This window comes from Halomonas hibernica, from assembly GCF_013183775.1.
Classification (GTDB): domain Bacteria; phylum Pseudomonadota; class Gammaproteobacteria; order Pseudomonadales; family Halomonadaceae; genus Vreelandella; species Vreelandella citrativorans.
In genome coordinates, this window is sequence record NZ_VIFN01000007.1 from 173,004 (window position 1) to 189,415 (window position 16,412).

The window sequence follows — 16,412 nt, forward strand, 5'->3', positions numbered from 1 at the left end:
AATAAATACCAAAAAAAGTCACTTATAGTGACTTTATCAGGAGTTTTATAAACCTCAACAACAAATACCTTATGCACATCCCATGGCATAACGACCTGCATACTTTCCACTTCAGTGGCAATCAAGACTTAAATGGCAAAGATCGCCACTACAAGGTGCCGTCCACTGTTCGCTCAAGTAACACCGTATAGCGCGTACTGCGCCCGCCGCCGGGTAGTTTGAAAAGGCAGCCTTTTTCCAGCAGCTCTGCCAAATCCCGCGTGGCGGTGGCTTTACTCACTTTTGCCAACGATTGGTACTTACGAGCATTGATGCCCTGCGCAAACTCCTCCCCCGCTGTATCCAATAAGCGGTTCAGCAGCTTAATTTGCCGTTCATTCAGCACGGTGGTGGCATGTCGCTGCCAGAAGGTGGCTTTCATTAACACACGGTCGATCCTTAACAGCGCCTGCTCAAGCGCCTCTTTCAGCGTATCCAGAAACCACAACAACCACGGCGTAATATCGAGACTGCCTTTCTGAGCGCTTTCAAGTTGCTCGTAGTAAGCATTGCGGCGCGCCATGATGGCTGCGCTCAAAGAATAGAAGCGAACGGATTGTTGCTCTGCTTGTGCCAGCGCACGATCTGTCACCGCGCGGGTAACGCGCCCATTACCATCATCAAAGGGGTGCAAGGTAATCAACCATAGATGGGTTATGCCAGCGCGAACCAGCCCATCAAGTCCCGGTGGTGGATGGTTGAACCAAGTAATAAATGCATCCAGCTCAGCCTCCAACTGCCCACGGGGCGGTGCTTCAAAATGAACAGTAGGCCGATTAAGCCGCCCCGACACCACTTGCATAGGGTGGTCGCCACGCAGCTCGCCTACACGTACATTGCCAAGCACGCCGGAGCCCTGCACAAAAAGCATGGATTGCCAGAGGCACAACTGTTCACGGGAGAGCGGCTTATCCAACTGATGCGTGGATTGCAGCAATAGCTCGACCAGCGCCTCCGATTCTGGCGTTGTTCTGGCAGAGATACCGGCCTGCTCTAAACCCAACTGGCGAGCAACGGAAGACCTCACAGAGCCAACGTCCAGACACTCTCCTTCGATTTCGCTGGTACGAATAGCATTCTGGATCAGAGTATCCATCTCCACGTCCAGATCGGCCTGGCCGTGGGCCGCCTCGGTTTTACCCAACACCCAGCCCTGCAGTAGACGCACAGCATCCAACGAAGGCCGAAGAACGGATCCGTCCCACTCAAAATGCGGCCAATATTGCTGTTTCCAGATATACATGAGCCGATTGCCACACCTATTCAGATCATATTATGAGCCGATTATGATTCATATTCGGCTCATGGGATAGTCAGGGAGTTGATTCAGATAGGAAATAAAGTGCAGAGAGAGAAGGAAGAGAATATTCAGTCCGTACAAACAAGACCAAATAATCTGGAGGAGGTTGCCTGTAAAAAGTTGTATACGGATAAAAAACTAGTTGGCGTCCCTAGGAAAGAACTGCGGGAAATCATGTTGGAGTTTGGCAGTAAGCTCATGGTCTGGAAAACGCTCAATCGCCGTCCGCCAAACCTCCAAAGCTTCAATTATGTCCCCATTATTCCAGTAGGCACCACCTAGATTGAACATCGCCAAGTCGTAGTCGGAATCAAGATTGAGCGCTTTCTTATAGGATTCAATGACTTGCTCGGATTGTCCAAGATCACCATACGCCGCACCAAGCTGAAACCAGCTCATTGCATCGGGTTGGATATGTTCTGCCTGCTCGAGCAGGATCGGCAGACTCTCTTCAAATCGTCCAAGAAAGTTAAGAGCGGTTCCTAGACAGTAACCGTAGTGCCCGCCAGCCATATCGTAGGCCCTCCGAAAACAGCGCTCCGCTTGTAGCCAGTTGCCCTCATCCTGCGCCCAGTGTCCGAGGCGATCCCACAAAAACGCGGCTTCTTCCGTGTTATCAATGTGCTTAATATGCCTAACAAACTTATCCAGAAACTCCGTGTAGGTTTGGCCTATATCTTTTCCTTCTGCCCGCAAATATAAGGTCGCCAATAACATCTCGCGACGGCCTCCGGATGTATCGGGGTGAGCGTCTACATAGCGATACCAGAAACCCTGCGCCTGACGCGCATTCTCAGCCGTAGCCCTACCGAAACTAGATACCAGTCGTGCGAAAAATGGCCAAACCCATGGCTCGCGGTCAGCTTGTGCTAGAAGACTGTTGATTTCGCGGAACGCAGCACTCCCCTCTCCCATGTTGAAAAGCACGTTAGCTCGCCAACCCGCAACTCCAGCTGCTTTAGCGTATATAGGATCTGTGAAGACGGCCTGATCCAGATGCTCAAGAGCGCTCTTCCACTCGCCCTCACGCACGTAGAATTGGGCCAAGGCATAATGGGCTTCAGGAAGGAGAGGGTTCATCCGCAAAGCTTCGCGATAGTGCTTAACTGCTCGCACCTCATCTCCGAGCCGTTCAAAGCTCGTCCCGAGATTCTTATGGCCTTGGGATGCCAGTCTTGACGAATTTGCGAATGCAGGTTCAAGCAATGCTGCCTTATAGGCCACTGTGGCGTCATCCTCTCGGCCGAGCGCCGAGTAGGCATTCCCGATCGTGTAATGCAGGCCACCCCGCTCATAGCGTCCCGCACTAAGCTGTTTCTTAAAATGGATCACTGCTGCTTCGATCCGCTCAGGAAACTGGCTTCTCTCAGACATGCCCAAGTTAATTTCGGACATATAAGCGTATCCCATGGCATCGTCTTCTGATCCAAGCACGGCCATGAATCGGTCAAAGGCGGCACTAATTTCCTCATCAGCATCCTGGTCATATAGGTGTTCCAAGAGTTGTCGAGCTGAGTCTGGATCATCAGGAACATGAACCTCCGGTACAACTCGGCGAAGGAGACCAATCAAATCTCCTGGGGCCGCCCGTGCCTGTTCAACGCGACGATTACGTGCCGCTCGAGTTGCAGAACTGGACAATTCAGCAAGACGCGCTAATCGTTCTGTCGTCAGAGCTTCCGTAAAGCTGACTGTAAGTGATTGCTGCTGGATCCAGTTCTTTCCAGCATGCTCGTATTTACGGAGAACAGTCTCAGCAAGGCAGATGCGCAGCGTCGCCGTTGGGACGTGATAGGCAGCATAAAAGCTATGCGGATGCATCAGTAGGTAATTCAGGTTTGTGCGACTAACTTCAACGCTGAGAGAGCCGTCCGCATTCAGTGCACGCTCGGTGCCCTTAAGCTGAACGTGGATCCTAATGTTGGTGGCTCTCCCATCCTCGACAATTTCGATCTCGCAGTCTGTACCATAGTCCTTGCGGTCAGCACGCTGAAGGATAAAGCGACCACTCTCTGTTAGGCATTTCTGAAATGCCGTCTCTGCCTTCTCCTCCGTGACATGATTAGAGGCACGCTTTGGAAGGTCGTCAAAGCATTCCATATCGCCAGCCATTTCTTTTTTTTATCCTCAATGATGTCAAAACCCAATACTGAAAATTGCCGATTATTTGCTTCAGCGTATTTTCCATATGAAATATAGAAGGTAGCCAACTTCACATCATGATAAGTGCATCGAATGTCGATGCCTCTTCCTTTCTTAAACCTTCGAGCCGTTATATCAGACGGCTGTTTAGGTTTCGTAGCTTGTGATTCATTACATGAGCATACCAACTTTGATACCACGCTCCAGCGGTGCTTCTCTTTGCCAAAAGTTGCTAGACAGTGGTGCTAAACATAAAAACAAAAAAGCCCATAAAAATATGGGCTTAATATCAACTTGCTACTCGTCAGTACCGGGCAGTGCTTAACTTGCAATCACTCCCACTCAATAGTAGCAGGCGGCTTGCTGGAGACATCATAAGTAACCCGAGACACCCCACCCAGCTCATTGATAATCCGGTTGGAGACAGTCTCCAGCAGCTCATAAGGCAGGTGCGCCCAGCGGGCGGTCATGAAGTCGATGGTTTCTACCGCACGGATAGCGATGACCCATTCGTAACGGCGGCCGTCGCCTACTACGCCTACCGATTTAACCGGCAGGAATACGGCGAATGCCTGGCTGGTTTTCTCGTACCAGCCAGCGGCGCGCAGTTCTTCGATGAAGATGGCGTCGGCTTCGCGGAGGATGTCGGCGTACTCTTTCTTCACTTCACCCAGAATACGCACGCCCAAGCCCGGCCCTGGGAAGGGGTGGCGGTAGACCATGTCGTAGGGCAGGCCGAGCTCCAGGCCAAGCTTGCGCACTTCGTCTTTGAACAGTTCGCGCAGCGGCTCAACCAGCTTGAGCTTCATGGTTTCCGGCAGGCCACCCACGTTGTGGTGGGATTTGATCACGTGCGCCTTGCCGGTTTTGGAGGCGGCGGATTCGATCACGTCCGGGTAGATAGTGCCCTGGGCCAGGAACTCGACGCCTTCAATCTTGCTGGCTTCTTCATCGAACACGTCGATGAAGGTGTTGCCGATGATTTTGCGCTTGGCTTCCGGGTCTTTCTCGCCTTTCAGCTTGCCCAGGAACAGGTCTTCAGCGTCTACGCGGATGACCTTAACGCCCATGTGCTTGGCGAAGGTTTCCATGACCTGGTTGCCTTCGTCTTTACGCAGCAGGCCGTTGTCCACGAATACGCAGGTCAGCTGGTCGCCAATCGCTTTGTGCAGCAGTGCGGCGACTACGGAAGAGTCCACACCGCCGGAAAGGCCGAGCAGTACGTGGCGGTCGCCCACTTGCTCGCGTACGCGCTGTACCTGGTCTTCGATGATTTGTGCAGGCGTCCAGCGTTTTTCAGCTTTACAGATATCCAGCACGAAGTGCTCAAGAATCCGCTGGCCTTGCAGGGTGTGGGTCACTTCCGGGTGGAACTGTACGCCGTAGAACTGCTTCTCTTCCCAGACCATCGCCGCAATCGGGCAACTGGGTGTGGAAGCGGTAATGGTGAACTCGGCAGGCGCTTGGGCTACCTTGTCGCCGTGGCTCATCCATACGTCCAGCAGGGCTTTTCCGGTCGCGGTGTCTACGTGGTCTTTGATGTCTTTGAAGAGTGCGTTTTCAGCGTCGATGCGGATTTGCGCGTAGCCAAACTCGCTCTTGTTGGAGCCTTCCACCTTACCGCCCAACTGCTCGGCCATGGTCTGCATGCCGTAGCAAACGCCAAACACGGGCAGGCCCATTTCGAACACGCACTGCGGCGCACGCGGGGAATCCAGCTCGGTCACGGACTCGGGGCCGCCGGCCAGGATGATGCCGTTAGGGTTGTACTCGCGGATCTCTTCTTCGGTGATGTCGAAGGCGCGAACCTCAGAAAATACGCCAATTTCGCGTACCCGGCGGGCGATCAACTGGGTGTACTGCGAGCCGAAGTCGAGAATCAGGATTTTGTGAGCGTGGATATCATTCATGGCGGTATCTCGAGTAAGCAGTGGAGGTGCTGCTGGTAAGGCCGAAAAGCAAGCGGCGGAGCAATGCCCGCCGCCGTGTTACTTAAAGCGCTGGTTAGCTCACCCGGTAGTTGGGAGCTTCTTTGGTGATCTGCACGTCGTGAACGTGGGATTCGTTAAAACCAGCACCGGTAATCTGGACAAATTCCGGCTTGGTGCGCATTTCCTGAATATCGCGGCAGCCGGTGTAGCCCATGGAGGCGCGCAGCCCGCCCATCATCTGGTGAACGATGGCGCTCATCATGCCTTTATACGGTACGCGGCCTTCGATGCCTTCGGGCACCAGCTTCTCGGCACCGGCGTCCTTATCCTGGAAGTAGCGGTCGGCGCTGCCCTGATTTTGCGCCATGGCGCCCATGGAGCCCATGCCACGGTAGGCTTTATAAGTACGCCCCTGGAACAGCTCGACTTCGCCCGGAGCTTCTTCGGTACCGGCCAGCAAACCGCCGACCATCACAGCGCTTGCGCCAGCGGCAATAGCCTTGGCCAGGTCGCCAGAGAAGCGTACGCCACCGTCAGCAATCAACGGAATGTCATACTCTTTAAGCGCGGCGGCGACGTTGGAAACGGCGGTGATTTGCGGCACGCCCACACCGGCCACAATGCGCGTGGTGCAGATGGAGCCTGGGCCGATGCCCACTTTCACGCCGTCGGCACCCGCTTCGGCCAGTGCTTTGGCAGCGGCGCCAGTGGCAATGTTGCCGCCGATGACCTGAATGTCCGGGTAGTGCTCTTTGATCCAGCTAACGCGGTCAATAACACCTTGAGAATGGCCGTGAGCGGTATCGACAATGATCACGTCAACGCCTGCTTCCGCCAGTGCGATAACACGATCCGGGGTTTCTGGGCCGGTGCCTACGGCGGCGCCTACCAACAGGCGACCATCGCTGTCTTTAGCGGCCATCGGGTAGGTGCGGGCTTTTTCGATATCCTGGAAGGTGACCAGGCCACGCAGGTGGAAGGCATCATCGACAATCAGCATTTTCTCAATGCGGTGTTCGCGCATCTTGGCTTTGCTGGCTTCAAGGTCAGTGCCTTCCTTAACGGTAACCAGCCGATCACGCGGGGTCATGATATCGGCCACGCTGTCGCCGACGTTCGGCTGGAAGCGCATGTCACGCTCGGTCACGATACCTACCAGCGTTTCGCCTTCCACCACCGGGAAGCCGGAGAAGCCGTTCTCTTTCGCCATGGCGAGAAGGTCTTCAAGCTTGGCCTTGGGGCTAACGGTGACCGGGTCTTTAACAATGACGCTTTCGTGCTTTTTGACCTTGCGCACTTCCGTGGCCTGCTGGGCCATGGTCATGTTCTTGTGAATGATGCCGATGCCGCCTTCCTGAGCCATCGCAATCGCCAGACGCGCTTCGGTCACGGTGTCCATCGCAGCAGAAACGAGCGGGATATTAAGCGAGAGATTACGGGTCAGGCGAGTTTTGAGACTGACATCCTTGGGGAGGATATCGGAGAAGCCAGGAACGAGAAGTACGTCATCGAACGTAAGCGCTTCTTGGGCCATACGTAGCATAGCGGCAACACCCAATTTGATGTGGGAAGAAGGGGCGTGAAAAGTTAATCCCCCATTATAGCGTTTTGAGGGGTTCCCCAGCAATGCTACTGCCCCTATTCAACGTCACTACTCCTGCTTGGCTCACTGCTAGCGCATACTCTGTGACGGCTATTACCCTGCAGTTAATGTTAACCTATACGTCATTTAGCTCTATAGAAATGTCGGGTGGCGACAATGGATGAGACGTTAATTTCAGACTCACAGCTGATTATGTTGGCGGGTGATGCGGCTTTTTCCCGAGGGGTTCAATATTACCAACAGGGCATGGTGATCCATTGGGATAAAAGCGGTTCCACCATTAGCGCTGACGTCGAGGGCAGCGAGCTTTACCATGTGACATTGACGTTAACCAAGCAAGGTTTGAGCGGAGGTTGTAATTGCCCTGCCTCCGAAGGCATTGATTTCTGCAAGCACTGCGTGGCCGTTGCGCTAGCGTTCCGCGCAGAGCAAGCCAAGCAAGCACAACGGGTAGAAGGCGACACTTCAGATCGCATTCACGCTTACGTTGAGTCGTTAGACAAACCCTCGCTGGTCGAGGCTCTGTTATCGCTTATTGAAAATGACCCTGTGCTGTACCAACAGTGGTCGTTGAAGGCGGATGCAGCACTTGGCGTGCTGGATCATAAAGCGCTGAAAAAACGCATCACCGCTGCGTTTCCCATCAATCGTGGGTTGTTCCGCTATTCTCAAGTGAGCCACTATTTCAGTAAGGCAGAAGCCGTTATTGAACAGTTGGCCGAACAAGTGCCGCAACTCCCCTCAGTAAAAAGCCTGGCACTGGTGGACTACGCACTCGCGCGCATGGATAAAGCGCTGGAAACCATTGATGACTCCGGCGGCTTCCGTTTCCACTGCGAACACCTCTTGCACACCTTGCATATTAAGACCGTAAAGCGGCTCGATTGGCCTGCCGACAAACTAGCAGACTACCTCTATGAAAAATCATTTGGCGGGGAAGAGGATCGCTACCCACCCATTCCTGATGCCTATTTGGATGTGCTGAACCAAGCGAGCCAAAATGCCTATCATGAGCGCCTGCAACAAGCCTTGGATGAACTGCCGAACCAAACAGCCACCATGGAATGGGATGATCGCTACCGATTGACTCGCCTGCGCGAGCCGTTACTCAAACGTGCGCAAGCCGCCGGTGACCTGCCCGCAATACTGGCGCTGTATCAGAAAACCATCAGCGATGAGAAGGACTGCCTAGAGGCTGCTGAGCTGTGTATAGCGTATGAAGCTTGGGACCAAGTGGCAGCGTGGCTAACGTATGCTGCTGAGTGCGAGGCAAAAAACAACCATCGCTGGCAGCTTGAACGCAACCGGCTTGAGATACGCCTAAAGCTGCATCGCGGCGAAGCAGACGCGGCGGCAGAGCAACAGTGGGGGATCTATCAGCATACCCAGCAGTTGGAAGATTACCGGCAGCTAGTAACGCTAATAGAAGCACATCAGCTAGCCACCGATTATCGCCAACAGGCCTGTGACTGGTTATTAAAATGCATCACCCAACCGTCGGAGAAGATGCCTTTCTACCAAGTACAACGGGCAAAAGACAGCTTATTGGAAATTTACTTGCACGAGGGTCGTTTGGACGATGCCCAAGCATTGTGCGCTGAGCATAAAGTATCAGCGCATTTGCTGTACCAATTAGCCAAAGCCCTGCCCTCTCCCGATGCCCAGATACCGCTCTACCTGCGGCTGGTACGGCTATATGTAGAACAAACCAATAAGCAGGGCTATCGCCAAGGCATCGCATTACTGAAAGAGCTGAAAAAGAGCCTGCAAACGCCAGCTCAATACAGCGCTTTCGCGCACATGCTGACACAGCTACATAGCGAATTTAAAGCCAAACGGAACTTTATTAAGTGGTTGAATGAAGCCTTTCCAGACATCCTCAAATAAGAGGTAGCCGTCAGCCAACTCAACCAGCGCGCCAAACAGACCCTTGAGCGAATAATATGGCTACAAGGTGTATCATGCTGTTTATTATTAATAAAAGGTAATAACAATGGCAGACCAACCCAAGCAGCTCTACTACAGCAATCCGGATAACATCACGGGGGCACGTGTTTCGCGCGATATGATGGTGATATTATGCAGTGCGTTGGGGGAAGCGCTTGACGATCCAGATACGCGTCATTTCATTCGCAATACACGTATTCCCAATGAGCGGGAACTCTACGGTACCTTTATCAAGGCGCTGCTCAGTGATGGCTTTAATAGCCAGATCGGCCACATTGCCACTGAAGTACAGGTATCTCGTCAGACAGATGACGCCAGCGGCAAAGGCCGAGTGGATATCATTTTCGACTATCGCAGCACCAGTTTCCTCGTCGAACTGAAAGTCATTCGTGCTTCTGTGAATGGTCGTCAACCTGGTGAAGAGTACACAACAACTACACAGCGACTCGTTCGCCCGTGGCAAAAAGCCGTCAATCAGCTCATCGAGCTTGATGAAACAAGCCTGGGAAAAGCACTAAAGAAGAAGGTTATCAAGCTCCCTATCGCCCTCTACCTGCATGTAGATAACAGACAGAAGGGCAACATGGAGCAATGGGAAGCACTCAGCGCTGCAACACACGAAAGGATCGTATCTCAGCTAGATACCGACGTGGATAGTGATGACCCCGCGAGCCACCACTTCAGCTACTTCCAGCCACTGACAGACCCAGTGACCACATCACGCCGAAGAGGCTGTCTCGTTGAAGGAACGCCAGACGTAAGGCTTTACGGCTTTTCTATTATTGCGGCATGCCAGTAACAATAACCGAATAATACAGGCTACTCCTTATGTGCCTCGCTCCAATACTGGATCGAGGCATTCGAGACGATGCCCTGCTCGGTACCAATGTGTATGACGGCTTGCTGAAGAGCCAGCGCCAGATCGCACTGGTGGCAAAGTGCCAAAGAACGAATCATCCGCGAGATGCGCAGGTGATTATGCCCACCCGCTTTGAGCCAAACATGATCACGGATATTGAGGCTCGGTTGGGCGGTAATGGTGAGCCCATCCCGCACTAAACCCAAAAAACGTAACATCACATCCAACGACACGCGCTGCTGCTCGCGTAACGCACTCTCGTCGTGAAATACTTCACGCTCGACATCAGTCAGTCGCGGGGCAAAACCGTTAAAACGACCAGCTTCAGGAATGGGAAAAAGCCATTGAATATAATCATGGCTGTAAGCGTTCATTCTAAGACGTCCTGCCGCCCGGCTGACATTCGCCCTACAGTAACCTCACATTTGCCCACACGAGGTTACCCCCATGAGAAAGCACCGCACCCCGGAACAGTGGCAGGCCCTGGTTGACCAGCATCGTGACAGTGGTCTGTCAGCTTCGCAGTTTTGTAAACAAGAGAACATTGGCTATTCCAGCTTCTGCAACTGGCGAAAGCGCCTGTCCGATCAGCCGACCGATAATTCGACAGACTCTGGAGAAGCCAGCTTTCTCGATTTGTCGTCACTGATGGGCACGTCGCCATCATCCGGCTTAGGCTGGAATATTGTGCTCAGCCTGGGTAACGGCGTCGAGCTACGGCTGAGCCAGAACGGATGATCGGGCTCGATAGCCAGGCGCGCATCTGGCTATGTACCGAACCCACAGACATGCGCAAATCCTTCCGGGGCCTGAGCGCCCTGGTTCGGAATCAGTTGAAGCACGACCCGCTCAGTGGCCAGTATTTCGTCTTCGTCAATCGTCGCAAGACCCAGATGAAGATGCTGTACTTCACCGCCACCGGTTATTGCCTGTGGGCCAAGCGCCTGGAGCAGGGCCAGTTCCGGGTGCCGTTATCCGCCTCCGGGCAGCGAGCCCTGACCCTGACGGATCTGCAACTGCTGATCGATGGCATCGAGGTGCAGAAATATCGCCAGTTCAAGCGTTTTCGAGGGGTATAGAAGGCCGACTTTCGATATAATATCGGCCATGAATTCAACCGCTTCCGCTCCTTCTTCCAATGCACCTTCCTACTCGGCTCTGGCCGAGGAGAATGCCGTGTTGCGGGAGCAGTTGGGAGCCCAGGCAGAAGCGATTCGTCAGCTGACGCATCAACTGGACTGGTTCAAAAAGCAGCTGTTCGGTCCCAAATCCGAGAAGCAGGTGTTCGATCTTCCCGGGCAGGACAGCTTGTTCCAGCCAGAGGAAGCGCCGCTACCGGCGCCGCCTGCTGACGAAGAAGAACGCCCCATCAAGGCCTATCAGCGTGGCACCGGCAAGAAGCAGCGCGACGATGGCTGCCTGAACGACACCGGTCTGCGCTTTACCTCTGATGTGCCGGTGGAAGTCATAGAGTATCTGCCGCCAGAGCTGACAGGGCCGGAGGCCGATCAGTACGAAGTAATCGGCAGTAAGACCACCTACCGGCTGGCCCAGCGGGCCTCCAGTTACGTGGTGCTGAAGGTGGAGCGCCCGGTGTTCCGGCGCAAGGGGAGTGACAAGCCCATCACCACGCCGGCCCCGTTCAACGTGCTGGACAACAGCCTGGCCGATGTCAGTCTGCTGGCCGGGTTGCTGGTGGACAAGTTCCAGTTCCACCTGCCGCTGTACCGTCAGCACCAGCGCATCCAGCAAGCCGGTATCACAATCAGCCGCAGCACCCTGACCAATCTGGTCAAGCGCGTGATCGACCTGCTTCGGCCCATTGTGGATGCCCAGACCGACAACGTGCTGCGCAGTCGGGTGCTGGCCATGGATGAAACGCCGATCAAGGCCGGTCACCAGGGTCGGGCGGGCCCGCAAAAAGGCAAGTTGAAATCCGGCTGGTTCTGGCCGTTATACGGCGATGCCGACGAGGTGGTGTTCACCTACTCGAACAGCCGTGGGCGTGCCCACATCGAAGCCATCCTCAGCGAATCGTTCAACGGCACGCTGATCAGTGACGGCTACGCGGCCTATGCCCGCTACGCTGCTGCCCAAGAGAACGTCACCCACGCCCAGTGCTGGGTGCATAGCCGCCGTTATTTTATCGAGGCGCAGAAGGATCACCCGGAAACCGTCACCGAGGCCCTGCAACGAATCGCAGCGCTGTACCGGAATGAAGAAACCATCAGAACCCACGGGCTGACTGGCGAGAAGAAACGTCAGTACCGGTTGGAACACTCGAAACCGGTCGTTAGCGGCTTCTTCCAGTGGTGCCGGGATCAGTTGGCGTCAGGCGGCCTGGTGCCGAGCGATCCACTGACCAAAGCTCTGAACTACGTGCTCAGCCGGGAAGCCAGCCTGAGCGTATTCCTGGAAAACCCAGACGTGCAGCCAGACACCAACCACCTCGAGCGGGCACTACGCCCCATTCCCATGGGCAAGAAAAACTGGATGTTCTGCTGGACTGAATTGGGGGCGGAACACCTGGGCATCATCCAGAGTCTGATCAGCACCTGCAAGCTGCACAATATTACCCCCTACACTTACCTGGTGGACGTGCTGCAACGCATCAGCCAGCATCCGGCCAGTGACGTCAGCGACCTGACGCCTCGTCTCTGGAAAACCCGGTTCGCCGAGAATCCGCTACGGGCGCTGATCGATCCACGCCATCCTGACCGACAGAACAAACAGCCGGAGGCCACCGTTCATGCGCATTGACGACATGAGCATCGACCAGTTGCTGGAACTGAATCAATACATCTGCCGGCGAATTGATGAACTGCGTGACCGGGAGAACCTCCAGGCGCTGAGCCAGTTGCGGGTGGGCCTGAAAGTGACCTTCGAGAGCCGGGAAGGCCCCGTGCTGGGGATTGTCACCAAGATCAACCGCAAGAGCGTGATCGTGCTGGATGAGGATGGCAGGAAGCAGTACAAGGTCTCGCCGGAGTTATTGAGACCTCTCCGGGACGTGAAGTAGGTCAACTACGTCTTGGAATGAACGCTTACTCATGGCTGTGCTCCAACCAAAAGTGCGACAAGGCCCAAATGGCATTGATATAGCGCCCTTTATGATCTGGTGCCTCGCTACGGTAAAAAGCGATCAGCGGTGTAAGCTGGTGACTCATAGCATTTCCTCGTGATTCCCTCGGTAATACAATGATACCTTGAAGTAGCGACACCACTTTACTCGACTAGCCGTCAAGATTCCTGGGTTCCCTAAAGCAAGGGATAGCAATGAACGCACCAACGCCCACTGCACTCTCCGTCAGCCAACTCAACCAACGCGCCAAGCAAACCCTTGAACGCGATGTGGGCGAGGTGTGGGTGGAAGGTGAGCTTTCTAATGTTTCGCGCCCGGCGTCCGGGCATATCTACTTTACGCTTAAAGATGACCGCGCCCAGGTGCGCTGCGCGCTATTTCGTCAGCGGGCGCGTTTTGTATCGGCGCCGATGCGCGATGGTGACCAGGTAAAACTGCGCGGGCGGGTGTCGCTGTTTGAGCCACGCGGTGACTACCAACTGATTGCCGAAGCCGTGCAGGCGGCGGGGCTTGGCGAGCTACTGGCCGCCTTTGAGCGCCTCAAAGCCCAGTTGGATGCCGAAGGCGTGTTTGCCAATACGCGTCCCCTGCCCTTTCCGCCGCGCAAAATTCTGATTTTAAGCTCAGCTACCGGCGCGGCCATTCGCGATGTACTGGCCGTTTTAGCGGCGCGCTGGCCCTTGGCAGATGTAACGCTAATCCCGGTACCGGTGCAGGGTGTGGAAGCGGCACCGGCAATGATCGCAGCGCTTGGGCTACTCAACCGTCAGGCACGGTTAGACCCTGAGCGCGATGTGGTGTTAATCACCCGGGGCGGCGGCAGCCTGGAAGATTTGTGGGCGTTTAACAACGAGCACCTGGCACGGGCGATTTTTCATTCACGCCTGCCAGTGATGTCGGCGGTAGGCCATGAGGTGGATGTCACGCTTGCCGATTTTGCCGCCGATGTTCGCGCCCCGACCCCTTCCGCTGCCGCCGAGCGCCTGGTGCCGGACCAACACGCCTTGAAGCGCCAGCTAGTTGATCAACAACACCGCCTGCACCGCGCCATGCAGCGCCGGTTGGAGCGCGACAGCCAGCAGTTGGATAGCCTGCGCGCACGGCTTCGCCATCCCGGCGAGCAGCTAAACCGCCAGCGCCAGCACGTGGCGACCCTTGCCCAGCGTTTAAATCGCGCTATGCAGCAAACGCTTACTCAGCAGCAGGCAAGCGTAACGCAGTTGGGCAAGCGCTTGGCGAGCCAGGACATGGCGCGTTTGCACCGCGCAGAAAGCGAACGGGTGGGTCAATTGCACCGCCGTATGGAAAACGCCATGCAGCGCCAGCTTCAACGTCAGCAGGCGCGTTTAACCAGCGCCGCACGGGAGCTTAATGCGATTAGCCCGCTGGCCGTACTGGGCCGGGGCTATGCGATTGCCCAGGATGAAAAGGGCCAGGTCGTGCGCCGCGCCGAGGAGACTAAACCCGGCCAGAAGCTCTCGCTGCGCCTGGGTGAAGGCAGGCTGAGTGTCGAGGTAAAACGGCGCTTCAAGTAAACAGCTAGAAACCTTCGTTGGTTACGCGGAAGGTGGTGTTAGCGAAAACAGCCCTGGATTCAACCGCGCCTCTTCTTGAATACCCTCATCAATCGGCGTGTCGTAGGTCTTGAGCAAATACCCCAGCACCGAATAGAAGCCGACCATGGCCATCAGGTCGATCACGGCTTCACGCCCAATCGCCTCGGCCAATGTTTCTTCCTGATCGCTTGCCAGCATTCGCTTGTCGAGTAGCGCATCTACCGCGTTAACAATCAGGCCATCAACGCCGTTAATTGATTCAGGCACGCCACGAATAGCGTTTATTCTCGCATCAGAAAATCCTAGCGCCAGCGCACGGCTGACATGGTGGGCCCACTCATAGGCCGACCCCAGGCGGAAACCGGCGCGTAGAATCACCACTTCGGTTAACTCGGGCCCCAAGGCATTGTTCTTCACCACGTGCTGCCGCAACGGCGCCCAAGCGTTTAGCAGGGCCGGATGATGTGCCATGGTGCGGTAGACGTTCATCGCGCCTGCAAAACCTTCACGTAACTCTGTAAACGCTTCAGGCCAATCGGCGTCGCTCATCGGCGGGCAGGGGGACTGCTTCATGGTGTATTTCCTCTTGTGTTATTTGGCTCTCGCGCCCGTTATTCGGCTATTGCGGCGTCAATCGCTTGAGTGATCCGCTCAATGAGGAGATCAATCTCGTCTGCATTAATCGTATACGGCGGCGCGAGCAGCACGTGATCGCCATACACGCCATCAATCGTACCGCCCATGGGATAGCTGATCAGGCCCCGGGCCATGGCCTGGCGCTTGATCCTGGCGTGAATCTTTCGAGCGGGATCAAACGGCGTCTTTAGCTCGCGGTCGGCCACCAACTCGATGCCACGAAACAGCCCCCTTCCCCGAATATCGCCCACGTAAGGTGATGCGCCAAGCGCTGCTTCAAGGCCGCTTTGCAAGCGCGCGCCCATGGCGTTTACATTCGCCAGTGTTTCAGGCCGCGCGATGATCTCGACAACCTTGTTCGCCGCAGCCGCCGCGACCGGGTGACCAAGATACGTATGCCCATGCTGGAAAAGCCCAGAGCCGTTGGCGAAGCTCTCATAAATAGCGGAGGACAACAGCACGGCCCCAATCGGCTGGTAGCCGCCGCCCAGGCCTTTGGCCACGGTGAGAATATCCGGCGTTATGCCGTCCTGCTCGCAGGCAAACAGAGTGCCAGTTCGCCCCATGCCGCACATGACTTCATCGAGAATCAGCAGTACGCCATGCTGGTCGCAGATTTTACGCACCCGCTTGAAGTAATCGGCCTCAGCGGCCACCGCGCCAAGGGTCGCCCCCACCACCGGTTCGGCCACAAACGCCATGACGCTTTCAGGGCCCAGCTCGATAATCTTGGCCTCAAGCTCATCGGCAAGCCTTGCGGCGTACGCCTCAAAAGATTCGTCGCTTGCCTTGTCACGGTAGGCGTAGCAGGGCGAAACGTGGTGCGTTTGAGGCAGAAGCGGCTGAAACTGCTGCCTACGCATGGCATTGCCGCCGGTGGCAAGCGCGCCCAGGGTATTGCCATGATAGCTCTGGCGCCGGGCAATAATGTGCCGCCGCTCTGGCCTACCGGTTTCAACAAAATACTGGCGGGCCATTTTTAACGCGGCCTCTACCGCCTCTGAACCACCGGATACCAGATAGACATAATCCAGCCCGTCTGGCGCCAGGTTCACCAGTTGCTCGGCCAGCTCCTCGGCAGCATCCGTGGTGAAAAATCCGGTATGGGCGTAGCAGAGGTTATCAATCTGGGCGCGCATGGCCTCCAGCACTTCCGGATGGCCGTGCCCCACACTCGTCACCGCCGCCCCACCCGAACCATCCAGGTAGCGGCGGCCTTCGGTATCAGTGATATAAACGCCCTGCGCTGACGCCGCTTTCGGTAACGCCTGACCAATACTGCGGTGAAGAATACGCGTCATAGCCCTTTCCTCTTCA

At 55.5% G+C, this 16,412-nt stretch carries 15 protein-coding genes; 7 read left to right on the plus strand and 8 right to left on the minus strand.

What is annotated here, in order from left to right; translation table 11 throughout:
- Positions 1 to 148: 148 nt before the first annotated feature.
- From FKN99_RS12385 to guaB, 4 genes are all read right to left on the minus strand, one after another.
- Positions 149 to 1,282, minus strand: a complete 1,134-nt coding sequence (locus FKN99_RS12385; protein WP_172118169.1) for a Fic family protein — start codon at positions 1,280 to 1,282, stop codon at positions 149 to 151.
- A gap of 195 nt (positions 1,283 to 1,477) precedes the next feature.
- Positions 1,478 to 3,451: a DUF4365 domain-containing protein gene (locus FKN99_RS12390; RefSeq protein WP_172118170.1), complete on the minus strand. Its 1,974-nt coding sequence runs from the start codon at positions 3,449 to 3,451 to the stop codon at positions 1,478 to 1,480.
- 362 nt (positions 3,452 to 3,813) lie between these two features.
- A complete protein-coding gene (gene guaA / locus FKN99_RS12395; RefSeq protein WP_172118171.1) occupies positions 3,814 to 5,391 on the minus strand; it encodes a glutamine-hydrolyzing GMP synthase in 1,578 nt (525 codons plus the stop codon).
- A 94-nt stretch (positions 5,392 to 5,485) separates the two neighbouring features.
- Positions 5,486 to 6,955 (minus strand): IMP dehydrogenase, encoded by a 1,470-nt coding sequence (gene guaB / locus FKN99_RS12400; RefSeq protein ID WP_172118172.1) that lies wholly within the window; start codon positions 6,953 to 6,955, stop codon positions 5,486 to 5,488.
- A 216-nt stretch (positions 6,956 to 7,171) separates the two neighbouring features.
- On the opposite strand from guaB, the gene FKN99_RS12405 reads away from it, so the two are divergent.
- Together FKN99_RS12405 and FKN99_RS12410 are read left to right on the plus strand one after the other, a co-directional pair.
- On the plus strand, positions 7,172 to 8,902 hold the full coding sequence (locus FKN99_RS12405) for an SWIM zinc finger family protein (RefSeq protein ID WP_172118173.1): 1,731 nt from the start codon (positions 7,172 to 7,174) through the stop codon (positions 8,900 to 8,902).
- A 106-nt stretch (positions 8,903 to 9,008) separates the two neighbouring features.
- Positions 9,009 to 9,761 (plus strand): hypothetical protein, encoded by a 753-nt coding sequence (locus tag FKN99_RS12410; RefSeq protein WP_172118174.1) that lies wholly within the window; start codon positions 9,009 to 9,011, stop codon positions 9,759 to 9,761.
- 20 nt (positions 9,762 to 9,781) lie between these two features.
- Here the strand turns inward: FKN99_RS12410 and FKN99_RS12415 are convergent, their stop codons facing one another.
- Positions 9,782 to 10,195 (minus strand): opioid growth factor receptor-related protein, encoded by a 414-nt coding sequence (locus FKN99_RS12415; RefSeq protein WP_253927039.1) that lies wholly within the window; start codon positions 10,193 to 10,195, stop codon positions 9,782 to 9,784.
- A gap of 73 nt (positions 10,196 to 10,268) precedes the next feature.
- Here FKN99_RS12415 and tnpA point away from each other — a divergent pair, with 73 nt between their 5' ends.
- The 4 genes from tnpA to FKN99_RS12435 are packed head-to-tail and all read left to right on the plus strand — an operon-like array spanning position 10,269 to position 12,840.
- Positions 10,269 to 10,559: an IS66 family insertion sequence element accessory protein TnpA gene (gene tnpA, locus FKN99_RS12420; protein ID WP_022519766.1), complete on the plus strand. Its 291-nt coding sequence runs from the start codon at positions 10,269 to 10,271 to the stop codon at positions 10,557 to 10,559.
- Positions 10,556 to 10,900: an IS66 family insertion sequence element accessory protein TnpB gene (gene tnpB / locus FKN99_RS12425; protein WP_016915087.1), complete on the plus strand. Its 345-nt coding sequence runs from the start codon at positions 10,556 to 10,558 to the stop codon at positions 10,898 to 10,900. The genes tnpA and tnpB overlap by 4 nt, the downstream gene beginning before the upstream one ends.
- A 28-nt stretch (positions 10,901 to 10,928) precedes the next feature.
- Positions 10,929 to 12,581 (plus strand): IS66 family transposase, encoded by a 1,653-nt coding sequence (gene tnpC, locus FKN99_RS12430; RefSeq protein WP_022519765.1) that lies wholly within the window; start codon positions 10,929 to 10,931, stop codon positions 12,579 to 12,581.
- A complete protein-coding gene (locus tag FKN99_RS12435) occupies positions 12,571 to 12,840 on the plus strand; it encodes a hypothetical protein (protein WP_022519664.1) in 270 nt (89 codons plus the stop codon). The genes tnpC and FKN99_RS12435 overlap by 11 nt, the downstream gene beginning before the upstream one ends.
- Positions 12,841 to 12,865: 25 nt before the next feature.
- On the opposite strand, the gene FKN99_RS18015 is transcribed toward FKN99_RS12435, so the two are convergent.
- Entirely contained in the window at positions 12,866 to 12,988 is a 123-nt protein-coding gene (locus FKN99_RS18015; protein WP_264757784.1) for a hypothetical protein, read from the minus strand.
- Positions 12,989 to 13,097: 109 nt separating this feature from the next.
- On the opposite strand from FKN99_RS18015, the gene xseA reads away from it, so the two are divergent.
- The gene (xseA, locus tag FKN99_RS12440; RefSeq protein ID WP_172118175.1) at positions 13,098 to 14,438 is read left to right on the plus strand and encodes an exodeoxyribonuclease VII large subunit; all 1,341 of its coding nucleotides are present in this window, start codon (positions 13,098 to 13,100) and stop codon (positions 14,436 to 14,438) included.
- A gap of 21 nt (positions 14,439 to 14,459) precedes the next feature.
- On the opposite strand, the gene FKN99_RS12445 is transcribed toward xseA, so the two are convergent.
- Positions 14,460 to 15,032, minus strand: coding sequence for a carboxymuconolactone decarboxylase family protein (locus tag FKN99_RS12445; RefSeq protein WP_172118176.1), 573 nt, complete (start codon positions 15,030 to 15,032; stop codon positions 14,460 to 14,462).
- Between the two features lie 38 nt (positions 15,033 to 15,070).
- Positions 15,071 to 16,396, minus strand: coding sequence for an aspartate aminotransferase family protein (locus tag FKN99_RS12450; RefSeq protein WP_172118177.1), 1,326 nt, complete (start codon positions 16,394 to 16,396; stop codon positions 15,071 to 15,073).
- Positions 16,397 to 16,412: the final 16 nt, after the last annotated feature.

Bases quoted from the DNA above. Each gene is read 5' to 3' on its own strand.
- FKN99_RS12410 (WP_172118174.1), top strand. From the start codon at position 9,009: ATGGCAGACCAACCCAAGCAGCTCTACTACAGCAATCCGGATAACATC.
- tnpC (WP_022519765.1), top strand. From the start codon at position 10,929: ATGAATTCAACCGCTTCCGCTCCTTCTTCCAATGCACCTTCCTACTCG.
- guaB (WP_172118172.1), bottom strand. From the start codon at position 6,955: ATGCTACGTATGGCCCAAGAAGCGCTTACGTTCGATGACGTACTTCTC.
- tnpB (WP_016915087.1), top strand. From the start codon at position 10,556: ATGATCGGGCTCGATAGCCAGGCGCGCATCTGGCTATGTACCGAACCC.
- FKN99_RS12385 (WP_172118169.1), bottom strand. From the start codon at position 1,282: ATGTATATCTGGAAACAGCAATATTGGCCGCATTTTGAGTGGGACGGA.
- FKN99_RS18015 (WP_264757784.1), bottom strand. From the start codon at position 12,988: ATGAGTCACCAGCTTACACCGCTGATCGCTTTTTACCGTAGCGAGGCA.
- FKN99_RS12450 (WP_172118177.1), bottom strand. From the start codon at position 16,396: ATGACGCGTATTCTTCACCGCAGTATTGGTCAGGCGTTACCGAAAGCG.
- FKN99_RS12390 (WP_172118170.1), bottom strand. From the start codon at position 3,451: ATGGCTGGCGATATGGAATGCTTTGACGACCTTCCAAAGCGTGCCTCT.
- FKN99_RS12405 (WP_172118173.1), top strand. From the start codon at position 7,172: ATGGATGAGACGTTAATTTCAGACTCACAGCTGATTATGTTGGCGGGT.
- FKN99_RS12445 (WP_172118176.1), bottom strand. From the start codon at position 15,032: ATGAAGCAGTCCCCCTGCCCGCCGATGAGCGACGCCGATTGGCCTGAA.
- guaA (WP_172118171.1), bottom strand. From the start codon at position 5,391: ATGAATGATATCCACGCTCACAAAATCCTGATTCTCGACTTCGGCTCG.
- FKN99_RS12435 (WP_022519664.1), top strand. From the start codon at position 12,571: ATGCGCATTGACGACATGAGCATCGACCAGTTGCTGGAACTGAATCAA.
- tnpA (WP_022519766.1), top strand. From the start codon at position 10,269: ATGAGAAAGCACCGCACCCCGGAACAGTGGCAGGCCCTGGTTGACCAG.
- xseA (WP_172118175.1), top strand. From the start codon at position 13,098: ATGAACGCACCAACGCCCACTGCACTCTCCGTCAGCCAACTCAACCAA.
- FKN99_RS12415 (WP_253927039.1), bottom strand. From the start codon at position 10,195: ATGAACGCTTACAGCCATGATTATATTCAATGGCTTTTTCCCATTCCT.